Raw genomic sequence first — 15,097 nt, 5'->3', positions numbered from 1 at the left:
AGTTGTGCTATTTTTATGCCATTGTTTATAAACGGTTGTAAATACGTTTCTTTTAAGGCAAACACACCGTAGAATGTTGCCTCGTAAGCAGGTATTGGCCTGATCCGGTTTTGCCAATTCCCTGTATATCTTTCTCTGGCAATATAATCGTTACAAAAGGAAGTTTTTTGTGCTTACTGTTTTACTCGTTGACGATGATCCTGAGTTCACAGATGTAGCCTGCACTATCATAGAGTTTCTGGGGCATGACGTCTTGACAGCAGGAACCCTTGCAGAAGCCCGCGAGTGGCTCACTAAAGAATCTTTTGATCATATCCTGCTCGATTTTATGCTTCCTGATGGTAGCGGCGTCCATCTTTTCGAGGAACTTGACCAATTAGATAAACGCCCGAGAGTGACGCTGATTACCGGTCATCCCTCCGTCAGAGGAATAATAAAAGGGTTATGTGGGCCCAACATTGATTATCTGGTAAAACCAATTCAACGGGAAGAAATTGAAGCGGTTCTGCAAGGCAAAAAGAAAGCCAAGGATAAAAGTTCAGGCTCTAAAATTAAAAAATACTTTGGTCACCTTATTGGCGAATCAGCATCAATGCGCGAGTTGTACAAGCTCATTGAACGGGTGAGCCGTACCAGCGCAAACGTCATGTTGCTCGGCGAAAGTGGCGTCGGCAAAGAAGTCGTAGCCGAAGCAATCCATCAAGCTTCTGACGTAGAAGGTCCTTATGTTGCCACTAACTGTGGAGCATTTTCTAAAGAACTGATTGGCAGCGAGCTGTTCGGCCATGAGAAAGGTGCCTTTACCGGGGCTGTGGGTCGTAAATCCGGGGTCTTTGAACAAGCTGAGAACGGCACCCTTTTTCTTGATGAAATTACCGAGATGCCGATCGATATGCAGCCCAATCTGCTGCGGGTATTAGAAAACAAGGTTGTCATTCGGGTCGGTGGAACCAAAACGATTCCCGTAAATTGTCGTGTGGTGTCCGCGACTAACCGGTCTATGGAAACCATTGCTGAAAGCAAGGTATTGCGGGAAGATATCTACTTTCGTCTGGCTGTATTTCCAATTACCATTCCACCACTACGCGAGCGCAAAGAAGACATTCCTCTGTTAGCGACTTATTTTATTGAAGAGCTGAATAAAGAAAACGATACCGAATTTGAATGGGATCCGGTACAGCTTGATACCCTGACCTCTTACGATTGGCCAGGAAATGTTCGGGAATTACGGCACTTTGTTCATCGTGCGGCCATTATGAGCGATCCCACGAAAGCGGAAATCGAATTACCAAAAACTATTGAATCTCCGTTCGCTAAGAAGCAATCGACAGCGCCAGCGTTACAAGCCGGCCGGACGATAGAAGATGTAGAGAAGGAGCTTATTTACGCAACGCTCGAAAAAGTGAATGGAAACAAGACATTGGCAGCGGAAATGCTTGGTATCAGCACAAAAACCCTGTACAACAGACTTCATGCTTACGGAGACCTGAGCAAAGACGAGTAATCGTCGGAGATGTAATAATGAATGACAAAGAAATGGCAATGATAGCCACACATGTACATGATGCTCGCAAGCCGCTCAACCGTATTTCCATGCAAGCCGAATTAATAAAAATGGTGTTAAACGGAGACTTACCGGTTGAAAAAGCTGAGCAAGCGTTAGATAAAATAATTGCCGGCACCAAAGATTGCAGTGAAGCACTGACGAAAATGTTGTCAGACCTAGGTGACCTTCAGGCGGAATAAGTTGTATGCTAAACAAGCTGGTTCAATCACTCTACAGCTGGGTAATACTGGTAGGTGTGGTGGTGGTGATTATTACGGGTAACTCTTTTTACGTGGTAAGCACGCTTGATGACTTGGCAGCGTTAGAAGCCAGGCTGTTTAGTACAAACCGGGTCATCAATGCCATCAACACGCTTCACATGGCTATATTGCGTGCAGAATCGGGCCAGCGCGGTTATCTGCTGACGGGCGACGATAAGTATCTGGTAGAATATACTGCCACGCTCAATCGTCTGAACGGCCTGATTGATGAGGTCGAAATTAGCGCTTTAGCATCAGATTTACCCGAGCAAACTCGCCAGGTTGATCAGCTCCTGGAATTGAGCAAAGTAAAACTGAACGAGCTCATCCGCACCGTTGAAATTGCCCGCGCCGGTAATGTAGATGAAGCAATAAATATCGTGCAATCTAATGTCGGCTTGCAGCTTTACGACAGATTCCAGTCCTTATTCAGAAATATTGATAATTCTGAAAGGGAAATGCAGGGAAAACACCTGGCGAATCTCATGCAATTACGACGTGACTCGGTGAACACGTTACTGATCTCCGCCCTCACGACCGCCTTACTTATTATCTCCATATTTGTTTTACTTAAGCTCAATATGCGTGAAACCTTCCTACATCAGCGCGCTCTTGAAGAATCCAACGAAGAACTTGAAGACAAGATTGCACTGCGAACGCAAGAGCTTAAACTTTATTCTGAAGAGCTAGCCAGAAGTAATCGCGAGTTAGAGGATTTTGCTTTTGTTGCCTCTCATGACCTACAGGAACCGTTGCGAAAAATTCGCGCGTTCGGCAACCGTCTCGATTCAGGCTACAACGACGTTATTGACGAACGTGGCAAAGATTTTCTAAAACGTATGCTCAGTGCTGCAGAACGAATGTCAATGCTGATTACCGATCTGTTAGCATTTTCTCGTATAGCCACACGCGGCAAAGCGTTTGAATCAGTGGATATTAACGAAGTCTTTGAAAACGTGCTTGAAGACCTGGAGATTGCAATTGAAGAAGGGGAAGCGGTAATTACCCTGCCCAAGTTGCCAACTATTCAAGCCGATAAGTCCCAGTTTGAGCAACTTGTTCTTAATCTTATCTCCAACGCGCTGAAGTTTAAAAAAGACAATGAGACGCCGGTAATTACGGTGTCCTATCGCACGCCTGCGGCAGAAGAATTATCAATGTTCCTGCAGATCGACAGTTATGAATGGATTCAAATTACCATTGAAGATAACGGCATTGGCTTTGACCAGTCTTTTGCAGAAAAGATATTTGCGCCTTTTCAACGCTTGCATGGCCGTAGTTCTTATAAAGGCACGGGAATCGGTCTGGCGGTGTGTCGGCGCATAGTAGAGCGCCATAACGGCGAAATCCGTGCTTATAGCGAACCAGGAAAAGGTACCAAATTCGTGATTACTATGCCGACAAATGGGGAACCATTTGCGACAACTAACAGTGAAGGAGTAGTAAGTAATGCCTCTTAAAAGCGCCACATCCATTAATATTTTAATGGCAGATGATGACGAGGATGATCGTCTTTTAACCATTGATGCGTTAAAAGAAAGTCGGGTGTTAAACAACCTCTATTGTGTAGAAGATGGTGTAGAGTTACTTGAATATCTACGTCGCGAAGGAAAATATAGTGATCCAAAAGATTCTCCTCGCCCTAGTCTTATCTTGTTAGATTTGAACATGCCGCGTAAAGATGGCCGGGAGGCTTTGCAGGAAATAAAAGCGGACCCTGCTCTCCGTTCTATCCCAGTAGTGATTCTTACCACTTCTAAAGAAGAAGAAGACATGTTACGCGGATACGATCTAGGTTGTGCGTCTTATATCACCAAACCAGTAAATTTCGAAGGTTTGGTGGATCTCATGCGAGCGCTGGGACGCTACTGGATTGAATTTGTTGAGCTACCTCACGATTAAGTTGTAAAGGCAAAGGTGCAATGTGACAGATATCATTCGCGTATTATTGATAGAAGACGATGAAGATGATTATTTTCTAACTGCGGATTATCTGTCACAGTGTGAAGATCCTAAATTCCAGATAACCTGGGTAACCAATAGCGCCCACGCCGTTAAAGCTTTTAATAAAAAATCCTTCGATATTTGTTTGCTAGACTATATTTTAGGCGCCGAAAACGCCGTTGATGTACTGGAAATTCTCAAGTCCAATGGCATTTCGGTCCCAGTGGTTATTCTGACTGGACAGTCAGATATCCAAATTGACGAAATGGTAATGCGTGCAGGTGCAGCAGACTATTTGACAAAAAGTGAAATAGAAACACCGCGTTTTATGCGTACCATGCGGTACGCTATGGTTCGTCGGGAAATTGAAAATGAGCGAATAGAACGGCACAAGGTCGAACAGCAAAACAAAGCCAAAGATAAATTTCTCGCACATTTGGGCCACGAACTGCGCACCCCTCTTACTTCTATTCTGGGCTATACCGAATTATTACTTGATGACGTTGCCAATGATCGCCTGAACCAGGAATTATCGATTATTCATACAAACGGCAAACATTTGCTTAGTTTATTGAACGACCTCCTCGACATGTCAAGGATTATGGCCAATAAGCTAGAGCTATCGCAGAAAGTCATTAATCTAAGCAGCTTTATGACAGACGTTCATTCCCTTATGAATTTGGCAGCCAAGGATAAAGGGCTCAAAATGTCAGTGGTTTCGGAATCGCTAATTCCAGAAATGATCCGAACTGATCCTACGCGACTTCGCCAGGTGCTCATTAATCTAATCAGTAATGCGGTTAAATTCACCGATACTGGCCACGTCGGCGTATCGGTAGAAGTCACACCGCCTAAGTATCCCGGTGATATAGAACGATTATTGTTTAAGGTAAAAGATACAGGCATCGGAATGCCGCCAGACAAGCTTGAAGACATCTTTCATCCTTTTGAACAAATTGAAGATGTCATGAGAGCAAATCATGGTGGTGCAGGTTTGGGACTGGCAATCAGCCGCGAGCTGGTAAGTAAAATGGGCGGTAACATCTCTGTGGAATCTGTCTTTGGGAAAGGTAGTGTCTTTTCTTTTACCATCGATCCCGGCGATATTAGTCAGCAACACCGCGAACAGTTAAACTTGGCCGTCCCCAGCTCGCGTACTGCTCAGACTCTTATGTTGCATGTGTCAGGGCGCGTACTGATTGTGGATGATTTGCGAGAAATAAGACGTCTTACGGGGCATATGGTAAGTCAATGCCACGCTACTGTTGCTTATGCGGAAAACGGCGTAAAAGCACTAGAAGCGGTGCTTATGGCAGAGCAGGAAGGTCACCCTTTCCACCTGGTGTTGATGGACATTCATATGCCGGTTATGAGTGGTATCGACGCATTAAAGGCTCTTCGAAAGCATAACTGTAATGTAGCTGTCGTAGCCATTACTGCAGCCAGCCGCAAAGGCTTAAAACAGTCATTGTTAGACGAGGGGTTTGACGATGTACTCGGAAAGCCTATTGAAAAGACAGCGCTTATCCAGGTGCTCGATAAGTATTTAATCAGTACGCCGGTTGAAGCTGATAACCTGCTTGAGGTTGAGGGTACGTCTCAGCAGGAATTTGATAAAGTAGATAATCCTAACACGGGAAAAAAAGTGTTAGTGGTTGAAGATGATCATGATGCAGCTGAACTTGTTCAGTTACTGCTTACTCATCAAGGTCATGATGTCATTATTGCCCATTCAGGTAAAGAAGCGCTGGATACCTTGAGCGATAACTATTTTGATTCTGTCCTGTTGGATCTGACATTACCGGATTACAGTGGTTTGGATTTGGCTGCAGAAATCAAGTCACTGCAGACCGATGTTGATATCATTATTGTAAGTGGCCGCGAGCCCGATCCTAAAGATCTTCAAAAACTCGGTATTCAGCAATCGGTGCTAAAGCCCGTCAGTAAAGATGATTTGCAAGTTCTGTTCAGATAAGCGTTGTTTACGCAATTATTACAAGCCCGCTGAAGGATTTACTTGGCACAATATTTATCTTAGCGGTACCCTTCTAAAATATTCTTCATAATTAATGGCTTACGAATATCTTCGTCTTGGTACACGCATTGCAGCGCCCTCTATGCAGAAATTCATCGAAAAGGAGATAGCAATGGCTATTCAAACACCACAAGGCGTAACAGATAATTTAGCTTCAAAAAAACCATCTACTGCAAACGGTGTGGGAGAGAAATCTCATCCAGTCACTGATAAGCTTCAGGAAACTCTGCATTCTTCTGTAGATAAATTAGCGAGTTCTGCAAGTCGAGCAGAGGAAACGCTACGTTCATCCGCTTCAGGAACTAGCGAAAAAGTTGCTGCCAGCAAACGCGAAGCAGAGCAAAAATGGCTAGGTTCTTCAGTGCGTAAGTACGCAGTGGAAAATCCTATAGCTGCCGCAAGTGTAGCGTTTGCAGCAGGTATGTTGATCACTTCACTGATGCGCAAAAAGTAAGCATGTCTACTAACAAGGAACAGTTTCACAATGCGGCCTACGGGTCCAATGAAACCAATCCCTACTGCCCGGCCAGTGATACTGGCCGGGCAGATTCATGTGCTGATGAAAAAAGGCCTGATGATGACGCAACTTTTAAAGAAACGCTAAACGCCTTTAAAAACGTATATGCGCAGAAAAAAGCAGAAGTTGAAGCGCTTTCGGAAGTCATGGCTGCAGAGACAGAGCTCGTTAAAAAGTCTCTTGTCGTTACCGCCCTTTCGTTACTTGCTTCATTTACTTTCGCTTGTTGCTGTTGGTTGGTTATTAATGTGGCATTAGGAATTGCGCTTCATCATGCTGGTTTACACTTTGCGTGGTCTTCATTGGTATTAATTATCATCAATGGCTGTCTTGCTGCTTTTGCATTCACAGTGGCAAAAAACGCTTATAAGCATCTGACTTTCATGCCGATCGTTCGCGCTTTTATAGGAAAGGCTGGCGTTGAGGAAGATGTACATTAAGGAGAAATTATGGCAATGTTCCTTAACAAGGAAATAAACGCTGTTCATCACGCCCATCAACATTACTCAATTTCGCAAAGACGAAGTGACTATGCAGTGGCCAGACTTAAAATCCGAACAAGATTGTTTATCGCGTCACCTTCAGTCTTATTAGGCTTCTTCTGTAGTGGAGTATTTAAAGGGTTAACATCAAGCCAACCCTCTTCGGGAAAGCGAATGGCGCTGCTCACGTTCGCAAGAACCGCGATGTTTAAATTTCTTACCTAAGGACAGATCATGAAATTGCTACCTTCAACAGCTCGAATACCCAAATGTACATTAACAGTGTTAATGTCCGGAATACTGATGGTGGCGGCATGTTCTTCGTTACCCAGCGTAGCTCCTACCCCATATCAGTCAGCTAAGACATTTAACGGTTATGGATACTCCAGTGTCCAGTTAAGTGATAATGAATATCGGGTAATGTTTAAAGCTACAGATGAAACTCCGGCTGACAAAGTGCAGGAATATACACTTTATCGTTCAGCTGAATTGGCGAAAGAGAGAGGCTATAGCTGGGTAGCGATTGTAAAAACCGATGTTGAAAAGAAAGGGACGATTGGTAAAACAGTCACTCGTTCAAGAAATGAGCCGAAACCGCCGGTGATGAAAGATGAGCAGTGTACAATGTCCGGTTGTAGTGAAATTGTACAGCCGCTAAACACAGGTACCGAAATGAGCGTAGAAACGAAGCCTATGAATGATATTTATTATTCTGTAATGGTGAGAATGGGCGCAAATAAGGTTTCCACTGGTAACAATGCGTTTGCAGTCGATGAAATTTTGTCAACTAAGCCAGATTAGCCGCTAAGACGTTGAAACTGTTTATCAACGAGAGATAATTGGTTACGTGGCCAACCGGCTTCACTCACCTCAGTTACGCCGATTTTCCTAATGCGGCCATTTCATTCATCCAATGAGCCCGTGATACTTCTATCAAAAGGAGTAGTGGCAGTAACATCTTTCTCAGTCGTCAGTGGACATCTTGCTTGATTTAGCCCCCTAAACCTTCACGATTTTGGCTTGTCAAAATTTGAAAAATTCTCGCGCTGGGTGAGCACACAACAAAGCGAATTACTGGTAGCAAGCTGCTTAACATAGTTTTCACAGAACTACCCCAAGCATAAGAAACTTTCTTGTTGAACATCATCCTGATACACATAACGAGGAGGCGAATCCCATTGCACTGAAGAAATTTACCCATTCCCTCTAGCGATCTTTCCTGCTTAAATAAGAACAGCGACAATATTAAGAGCCTGCAGCTGAGTGTCTTCCTGTGTTGTCAGCCAAACCGTTTCTATAGCTTTGCCGCACCAGAGCCTTCTCTTCTTACAACGAGAAGGTAAATTTTACTGGTTCTTATTCCAATATCCCGCGCCACACCAGACTCTCTTTTTACGTTTTCAAAAAACTGTTATTAATCAGCAAGGTTGTTCAACATTACAAACTCATTACCGGTCTTACTATGGAACGTAGTGTGCATTGTATTCAACCGAAGTCTGCGAGATTGGCTGGCGTTTTTTCTTTTCTTTTGTATGTGGAGATTTCCTATGAGTAATCAAACACCCCAGGTTGACAAAGTAACTGACATAATCAAAGTAATGAATGGTGGGATAGAATTTTATCAGGACGGGATCGAAAAAGTGTCCCAGCAAAATTTGAAAGCGATGTTCACCAGAATGATTACCGAAAAGCAGGAAGCCATAGCCGCCCTTCAGCCCTACGCGGTTTCTGAACAAGGTGATGCAGAAACCGATTCTGACTGGACTGTTGATGTACGCAACATGTATACGAATCTTCTGGGCGCCCTGAGTTCGAATAAAGACCACACTTATGTAGACCAGCTTGAAGAAGTTGAAGACAAAGTTCTCGAAGCCATTGACGACGCACTGGAAGAAAACCAGCCCGCCAACTGCGCCACTGAGCTTCGCCGGGTCCGAGTTCGTATGCAGCAATGTCACGATGAAATGAAATCTTTACAGGATGCTACGGCGTAGACCTCAGGAAAATTACCCATGGCGAAAGGCGTCATGGGTAGGGTTAAACTTAAGCTCACAGTTATTCCGAAAGATGAAGGGTATTCGCTCTTTCTACCCAGTCCAAATCCCGTGTTTGTTCATCTAACGTCCCTTTTGCATCTTCTAAAAATACCTGACAGAAATAGTCAACGCACGGGTGAAGCTCACGATACTTTCCAAGCTGAATTTCCATTTCCTGCTTGGCGTTAGAAAATTCTCCGTTCGATTTAGACAGCTCGTAATCACATTTTAAATATGCACAAAGGACATCTGCAGCTTTCGCCAAGCGTACGTGGGCATCTTCTTTGTCCTGCTCAATAAGAGGCTGATAACGAGCCTGCAGCTTTTCAGGAAGCGTTTTAATCAGCATTGCCTCGAATCGGCGCTCCAGTTTTTTTATTGCGGTTGTCGTTTCAGGGTCGTGGTATTTAACCGGACTAGGAATATCACTCATTCCCGCTATCTCACTCCCTTCATGAAAAAGTGCCATAGATGCTACCCGATCAGGATCAATATCCTCTTCAAATACGTCCGCGGCAATGGCTCCCAACATATGTGCGACGACAGCAGCTTCATAAATATGGGTGGAAAGAATTTCATCCTGAAACTGCGCCATTAATGGCCAACGCTTTACGTTTTTTGCCCGCTGCATTAGCCCAATAAAGGCGGAATGATTTTTTGACATGGAAGGTCCTTGATGTTGGATGGCAAGATTATATCAAGATCGTCAGGGATATGGACAGGGAGAGATCGTGAATGATTTTTCGCGATAAGTGAAGATTTTTTAGTCGAACTGCTTAAGCATCCATGCTCCAGCAGAGCCATCAGGAAGGGTTTTACGGCGTTTCGATGATAAATTTTGTTTATTACTTAAGACTGCTGAATGTTTGTTCATTCATGCTCTTGCCCTCGATATATAGAGGAGAAGATGAGGATTAACTTAGGCGTCCCACCTTGTTAGCATCGTGTAAAAAGTGCATTCTTCTTGTAATAGTGAATAATAAAACTCACTACCTTTCGTGAAAAATTATTATTTAAGGATTAAAATCAAATGCTTGCAGATTTGGCACAGTTCGCGCATATCTTATTGTGAATTTACGGAAGCAATAAGAGGATTTACTTATGTTAGGTTGGGCTATTACATTCTTTATTATCGCCATTATTGCAGCAGTTTTTGGTTTCGGTGGCATTGCCGGTGCAGCTACAGGTATTGCTCAGTTTTTATTCTTCGTATTTGTCGCGCTATTGGTCATTTCGCTTATTGCAAATGCGTTACGCGGTAAATCACCTAGAGTTTAAGATTAATTAGGATAAAGGAGAAAGGAATATGATGACATATAAAGCATTTTTAAAAACTTTGATGGTTGCTGGGTTCGCTCTGTCTCTTAGCGCCTGTGATCAGGGCCCTGCGGAGGATGCAGGTGAAGAGTTAGACGACGTGGTAACTGATACGGGTAACGCTGTGGAAGACGCTTGTGAAGATGCTAAAGAAGGCATGGACACAAAAGACCAGGATTGCTAATTGAAATACGATAAAAAAACCAGGTTTTTACCTGGTTTTTTTATGACCGCATGTTCCAGTTCAAAACGAACTAGAGTAAACCCCAGATAAACAATATAACTTGCCAAACCGCTTTTCCAATTTGCTGCAAACATTATACTGATCCACACTGATGTCTGATCAGCTCAGAAACAGAGGAAACCATTTATCTCTTTTCGGGCGCGGCTTTTTTGCGCTGAGTGAGCACAGCCTTGCCGATTAGAATGATGGCCAATCGTGAAAAAGGGTCAGCCGCGCGATGAGACTAAAGAAAGAGAGAGTTTATTCCTCGGGGCTAAGCTGAACCGTATAATCAGCAATATCTACTTTCAATAACGACGATTCTTGTTCCTCTGAAATGTCAGGACGTCTATCAAAGATGGTCAGCAGGGAATACGCGAGGAATAAAGATATAGTACAACAGATGAAAAACGCCAACCAAACTTTGGCAGAAGAGGAATGGCTTGTGAAGAAATAATATCTATCTTTTAATTTACTCGTTTTAGATGCTCCCACGCGCTTTCCTTTAATACAGAACTCCGTTTCCAACCCCAAAATTTATACTTATTTTCAGGAAAGTACAAGCCTCTTAACTCACGGTTCAGGTTTTACGTTCACCCTGCTCGTTAGCGAAAACCATTGAGGTTAAATTACGGCGATCAATGAACACGGTGCCCTGCCCCAGGCTTTCAGCTGGCTATTCTCGCGTAAATAGCGGTACCTTAAGCACAACCGCAGAGGCAGGCTGTTTAACAAATTGAGGAACACTAGCCTTTATCTGGCAGCATTTCACGGAAACAGTCATAGGGTTATCTAACACTTCATCAATGACTTTAAATTCTTCTTTCGAAGTCAATCAATCATTTTAAATGCTCTTTTTCGGCAATCTTTGCTTTGTACTCGCTCAATTTTATCTTCCCGACAAGAGAGCTTAATTGCTCTCTCTGGAACTTTGCTGCGGCTTATTGGGCCTGGCAACTAACCAGTTTAATAGCGCCGGCAGTAACGTAAGGTCGGTAATTAAAGCAAATATCATTGCCGTAGCGGTGAGCAAGCCAAAATATACACTGGGTAAAAAGTTTGAAAGCCCAAATATTGAGAAGCCGATGGTAATAATTGTTGTAGTAAATACTATCGCCAAGCCGGTATGACCAAAAGCCCGGTTACTTGCACTACTCGCCTCGTTACTTTCTGCTGTCGCGTCCTTCCTACCCTGCAGATAAGCGTGTAAAAAGTGAATGGTGTCATCAACGGCAATGCCCATTGCAATGGCCGCAATGGTAATTGTCATAATATCAAGAGGAATGCCTAACCATCCGATTACCCCCAGGATGCCGAGCGTGGTAAGTATATTAGGTACCAGGGCAATAAGCGCAATCTTTAATGATCGGAAAATCAGTAGCAGTACCAGTGCCAGCACCGCATACACGATCCCCAAAGTTGTCACCTGAGAGTCAAATAAGCGGCTAAGGATATCCTGGTACAGTACGAACAGGTTAGTGAGTTGATATTCATCTCTCTCTACACCAACAGCTTGCAAATCTTTCTGTAAGTCGTTCATGAAGGTTTCGCGATCGAGCCCTGCGGTGGTGTCCTGAATTCGAATTGAGATCCGCAACTGTTGAGAGTCTGGAGAAAAATAGGCTCCTACAAGTTGATTTACAACCTGTTTATCAAGAATATGATAAATGGTAGTTAACTCATATTCAGTGAGCGGCTTGTTATCATTGAGCTGCTTGGCTAAATCAGTAAAGTTGGCGACAGAAGTCACACTGCCAGTGGCTTCAAACGCTTTTACTGCAGCCTGAACAAGTTGTAGACGGTTTACTGCATCAGCCGTAAGCACCAATTCCTGATCATCGTTTACCTGATCAACGTTAAGGATGATATCAAGCGGCGTTGAGCCTCCGAACTGCTGGTCAATAAAAGCCAGCTCTTTGTGAACCTGAGTATCATCATCAAAATAGTCAATAAAGGAGTTCTCCACGTCTAAACGTGAAATACCCAATGCCGTCCCCAAAAATATCAGTATGCACACCAAAGCCACAGATTTAGGAATAGCCAGGTTCATACGCTTAACGTCATCCAGCGCTTTTTCAATGAAACGATATTCTGAAGACTCTTGACTTGCAGGTAATAAGGTTAGTAACGCGGGAAACAGGAGCAAGCTTACACTGATGGTCACTAACATGGATACCAGCATCATCCAGCCGAAATCTACCACCGGTTGCAATCCGCTGAAAATAAGCGAGCCGAAGCCCACGGAAGTAGTAAGCATGGCGAAAAAACTGGGAGCGAGTTTATCGTTTAATGTGGCAATCACTCTTTCACGCTGGGAGAACGCCGGATTGTTGCGGCTAATTTCTCGATAAGCTCCTATCAGATGTATCATCACCGCTAGCGTAAGAATCAGCTGCAGTGCAACAAAATTGGCGGATATAACCGTGGTGCGCATATCCAAAAACCCAAAAATCCCCATTGTCAGCAGCACACTCACGGCACAGGAAAACAAAGGAAAAAGCACCCATTTTATGGACCGATAGAGAAACAATAACAATAAAGCAATGACGACAGAAATCGCCAGACCGAAATTGGTTAAGTCAGATTTGATAATATCGATTAAATGCTGGCCCACCACGTAGGAACCGCCCATGTATGTGTTGGCCCGATCTTCAACCTGCTTGCTAATCTGCGTTAATTGCTCAATTTCTTTTTTTCGTTGCTCTATCAGCCCTTGCTTTATGGGATCAGCTTTGGCTTTTAATTCGCTAAGTCTTCGCTCCTGCTCTGGGGTTAAATCGCCTTCTAGCAACTGTGCCTGGATCCTCGTCATTTCTGACTCTATCTGTGCCAGTTCTGGATTTTCTTCAAATACAATCTGAATAGAAGTGGCGGTACCCTGGCGGTTTATCAGCAAGTCGGTGAAAATCGGATGATCGACCACCAGATTTTCCATGACCTCAGGAGAATAGTGTTGATTCTGCCAGGTAAGGGAGCTGACTTCTGTCCCGCCGGTTAAAGCAGAGGTATCGTTAATTAACGGGACAGTCAAAATGGAAGTGACAGCTTTAACCCTGTCTAGCTGGCGAATTTTTTCCGATAGCGCACTGATATCGTCAAAGGTTTGTTGGCTAAAAAGGGCGTGCGCAGTTGGCTCATAAGCTAACAGAATAAATTCATCCGGAGAAAACTGCTGGTTGGCAACCTGTGTCTGAATATAAAGTTTATTATCTTTAACCAGCAGCGTGTCTGCTGACGCATCAATCTTAAACTGGCTGACAAAATAACCCAGCACACCGATCGCTATCGCGAACGCGAGGATCAGAAACCATCTTGCTGCCACAATTCCATTGGCAAGTTTATTTTTCGTCTTGTTGCTGCTCGTTGTTGTACTGGAAGAGTTCATCTCGCCGCTGTCCCTGTATATATTGGTTTCTAAAGTAGATGTAAGGATCTTCTGCCTGCTGATAAAGCTGCTGGTAGGTGTCGGATTGATTAGAAAAATCATCAAATCCATCAGCGGTACGTAACTGGTATGATTCAGGGGGCTCAAAAAACTGGTTTATAGGATGAATAAAACCTTCGGTAACGGTGGAAAAGGCACCTCGGGTGTCGCTCGGGCCTAGCAAAGGTAGCACCAGATACGGCCCCGACTGCACATCATAACGCTGCAGCGTATCAGCAATGGTTTGTTTCTTCGGTTCCATTTCGAACCAGTTGGTAGCGGGATCAAATAAACCTAAAATGCCAACTGTCGAGTTAATAACAAATCGGCCAAGATTAACACCCGCCTCATCAACTTCGCCGGCAAAAAGATTGTTCACCAGGTTCAGGGGTTCGCGGATGTTGTCAAACGCATTACCGATTTTGTCTCTGACGACGACAGGCACCACATATTGGTAGCCGTTTGAAGCCGGAATCAGTACATATTGATAGAGATAATTATTGAAGCCAAAGACTGAGCGATTAAAGCCTTCCCAAGGGTCATAATAAAAATCACCGGTTGCTACGTCCGAACTGCCCTGCGCATCGGTTACTGCAACAACTGTAGGTTCGACACTGATTTTACCCTGGCTGGTTTCAACAGTAACAGATTTTCCCGCACTCAGTTGCTCAACATTCTGATTGGGTTGCTGGCGCTCTTCCTTTGTTTGATTACTCTGTGTCGCTTGCTCTTCGCTTTCCTGGGGAGTGGCGCAACCCGCGATCACGCCCACTGCTAATATAATTACTATCTGCTTAAAGGCTTGCATATATACCACTTCCCATCCTTTCGTGGTGTGTAAGAAGGTTTTTAGCGCGGCTTAATACGTCATCGCGGCTGGAATACCACTCGTTGCTGTCGTACTGCTTGGCCAACTCAAGATAATGTTTGATACGCTGCTGGCGAATAATATGATCCCGTTTGTGTAGATCAAACTCTGTCTCTAAATACTGACGTTTTACGGCTTGCATATCGATATCATTTTTAGCCGCTAATTTGCGAGATTCTTCTGGTGAAGATAAAAATTCGGCTATTACCTGGGGCTGACTGATAACCCCAACACTGCCACAAAGTAACACGGATAAAAGAGCCCATTTAATGAAACGCATTGTGCCTACCTCCGAAGTCGTTAAATCCATTAACCAGAGTGCAGTCTCTATACCAGAGTGGTATTAAAAAGCCTGAAGAAAATTCGCATATCTTGCTGAATTATAAAATATTTTTATTTGATGGTATAACCGCTGATAGCCGTTAAAACTGAGTGGGCAATTACT

At 43.9% G+C, this 15,097-nt stretch carries 16 protein-coding genes; 12 read left to right on the top strand and 4 right to left on the bottom strand.

Annotated elements, in window-relative coordinates:
- The first annotated feature begins 169 nt into the window (after positions 1-169).
- From CA267_RS16930 to CA267_RS16885, 10 genes are all read left to right on the top strand, one after another.
- The gene (locus tag CA267_RS16930; RefSeq protein ID WP_075609690.1) at positions 170-1,504 is read left to right on the top strand and encodes a sigma-54-dependent transcriptional regulator; all 1,335 of its coding nucleotides are present in this window, start codon (positions 170-172) and stop codon (positions 1,502-1,504) included.
- Positions 1,505-1,521: 17 nt separating this feature from the next.
- Entirely contained in the window at positions 1,522-1,746 is a 225-nt protein-coding gene (locus CA267_RS16925; RefSeq protein ID WP_075609691.1) for a hypothetical protein, read from the top strand.
- Positions 1,747-1,751: 5 nt separating this feature from the next.
- Entirely contained in the window at positions 1,752-3,266 is a 1,515-nt protein-coding gene (locus tag CA267_RS16920) for a sensor histidine kinase (RefSeq protein WP_075609692.1), read from the top strand.
- On the top strand, positions 3,256-3,708 hold the full coding sequence (locus CA267_RS16915) for a response regulator (RefSeq protein ID WP_075609693.1): 453 nt from the start codon (positions 3,256-3,258) through the stop codon (positions 3,706-3,708). Before CA267_RS16920 ends, CA267_RS16915 begins: the two co-directional genes overlap by 11 nt.
- A gap of 22 nt (positions 3,709-3,730) precedes the next feature.
- Positions 3,731-5,725: a response regulator gene (locus CA267_RS16910; protein ID WP_075609694.1), complete on the top strand. Its 1,995-nt coding sequence runs from the start codon at positions 3,731-3,733 to the stop codon at positions 5,723-5,725.
- Positions 5,726-5,897: 172 nt separating this feature from the next.
- The gene (locus CA267_RS16905) at positions 5,898-6,239 is read left to right on the top strand and encodes a DUF883 domain-containing protein (protein WP_075609695.1); all 342 of its coding nucleotides are present in this window, start codon (positions 5,898-5,900) and stop codon (positions 6,237-6,239) included.
- Positions 6,240-6,241: 2 nt separating this feature from the next.
- Positions 6,242-6,742 (top strand): hypothetical protein, encoded by a 501-nt coding sequence (locus CA267_RS16900; RefSeq protein WP_075609696.1) that lies wholly within the window; start codon positions 6,242-6,244, stop codon positions 6,740-6,742.
- A gap of 9 nt (positions 6,743-6,751) precedes the next feature.
- Positions 6,752-7,009, top strand: a complete 258-nt coding sequence (locus CA267_RS16895; protein WP_075609697.1) for a hypothetical protein — start codon at positions 6,752-6,754, stop codon at positions 7,007-7,009.
- Positions 7,010-7,018: 9 nt separating this feature from the next.
- Positions 7,019-7,585: a CC0125/CC1285 family lipoprotein gene (locus tag CA267_RS16890; protein ID WP_075609698.1), complete on the top strand. Its 567-nt coding sequence runs from the start codon at positions 7,019-7,021 to the stop codon at positions 7,583-7,585.
- Between the two features lie 746 nt (positions 7,586-8,331).
- Positions 8,332-8,778, top strand: coding sequence for a ferritin-like domain-containing protein (locus CA267_RS16885; protein ID WP_075609699.1), 447 nt, complete (start codon positions 8,332-8,334; stop codon positions 8,776-8,778).
- Positions 8,779-8,839: 61 nt separating this feature from the next.
- Here CA267_RS16885 and yfbR read toward each other — a convergent pair whose 3' ends face one another.
- The gene (yfbR, locus tag CA267_RS16880; protein WP_075609700.1) at positions 8,840-9,484 is read right to left on the bottom strand and encodes a 5'-deoxynucleotidase; all 645 of its coding nucleotides are present in this window, start codon (positions 9,482-9,484) and stop codon (positions 8,840-8,842) included.
- A 437-nt stretch (positions 9,485-9,921) separates the two neighbouring features.
- On the opposite strand from yfbR, the gene CA267_RS16875 reads away from it, so the two are divergent.
- Together CA267_RS16875 and CA267_RS16870 are read left to right on the top strand one after the other, a co-directional pair.
- Positions 9,922-10,098 (top strand): DUF1328 domain-containing protein, encoded by a 177-nt coding sequence (locus CA267_RS16875; RefSeq protein WP_075609701.1) that lies wholly within the window; start codon positions 9,922-9,924, stop codon positions 10,096-10,098.
- Positions 10,099-10,126: 28 nt separating this feature from the next.
- Positions 10,127-10,321 carry a hypothetical protein gene (locus CA267_RS16870; protein ID WP_075609702.1) on the top strand — a complete coding sequence of 65 codons (195 nt, stop codon included), beginning with the start codon at positions 10,127-10,129 and terminating at the stop codon, positions 10,319-10,321.
- Positions 10,322-11,270: 949 nt separating this feature from the next.
- Here the strand turns inward: CA267_RS16870 and CA267_RS16865 are convergent.
- The 3 genes from CA267_RS16865 to CA267_RS16855 are packed head-to-tail and all read right to left on the bottom strand — an operon-like array spanning position 11,271 to position 14,932.
- On the bottom strand, positions 11,271-13,745 hold the full coding sequence (locus tag CA267_RS16865; RefSeq protein WP_075609703.1) for an efflux RND transporter permease subunit: 2,475 nt from the start codon (positions 13,743-13,745) through the stop codon (positions 11,271-11,273).
- On the bottom strand, positions 13,699-14,592 hold the full coding sequence (locus CA267_RS16860) for an MlaA family lipoprotein (protein ID WP_075609704.1): 894 nt from the start codon (positions 14,590-14,592) through the stop codon (positions 13,699-13,701). The genes CA267_RS16865 and CA267_RS16860 overlap by 47 nt, the downstream gene beginning before the upstream one ends.
- Positions 14,579-14,932 carry a hypothetical protein gene (locus tag CA267_RS16855; protein WP_097349146.1) on the bottom strand — a complete coding sequence of 118 codons (354 nt, stop codon included), beginning with the start codon at positions 14,930-14,932 and terminating at the stop codon, positions 14,579-14,581. The genes CA267_RS16860 and CA267_RS16855 overlap by 14 nt, the downstream gene beginning before the upstream one ends.
- Positions 14,933-15,097 lie beyond the last annotated feature (165 nt).

Origin of the sequence: Alteromonas pelagimontana (assembly GCF_002499975.2) — a bacterium.
Taxonomy (GTDB): domain Bacteria; phylum Pseudomonadota; class Gammaproteobacteria; order Enterobacterales; family Alteromonadaceae; genus Alteromonas; species Alteromonas pelagimontana.
Note: the sequence above shows the minus strand (reverse complement) of the source record. Positions and strands in the feature narration are given on the sequence as shown.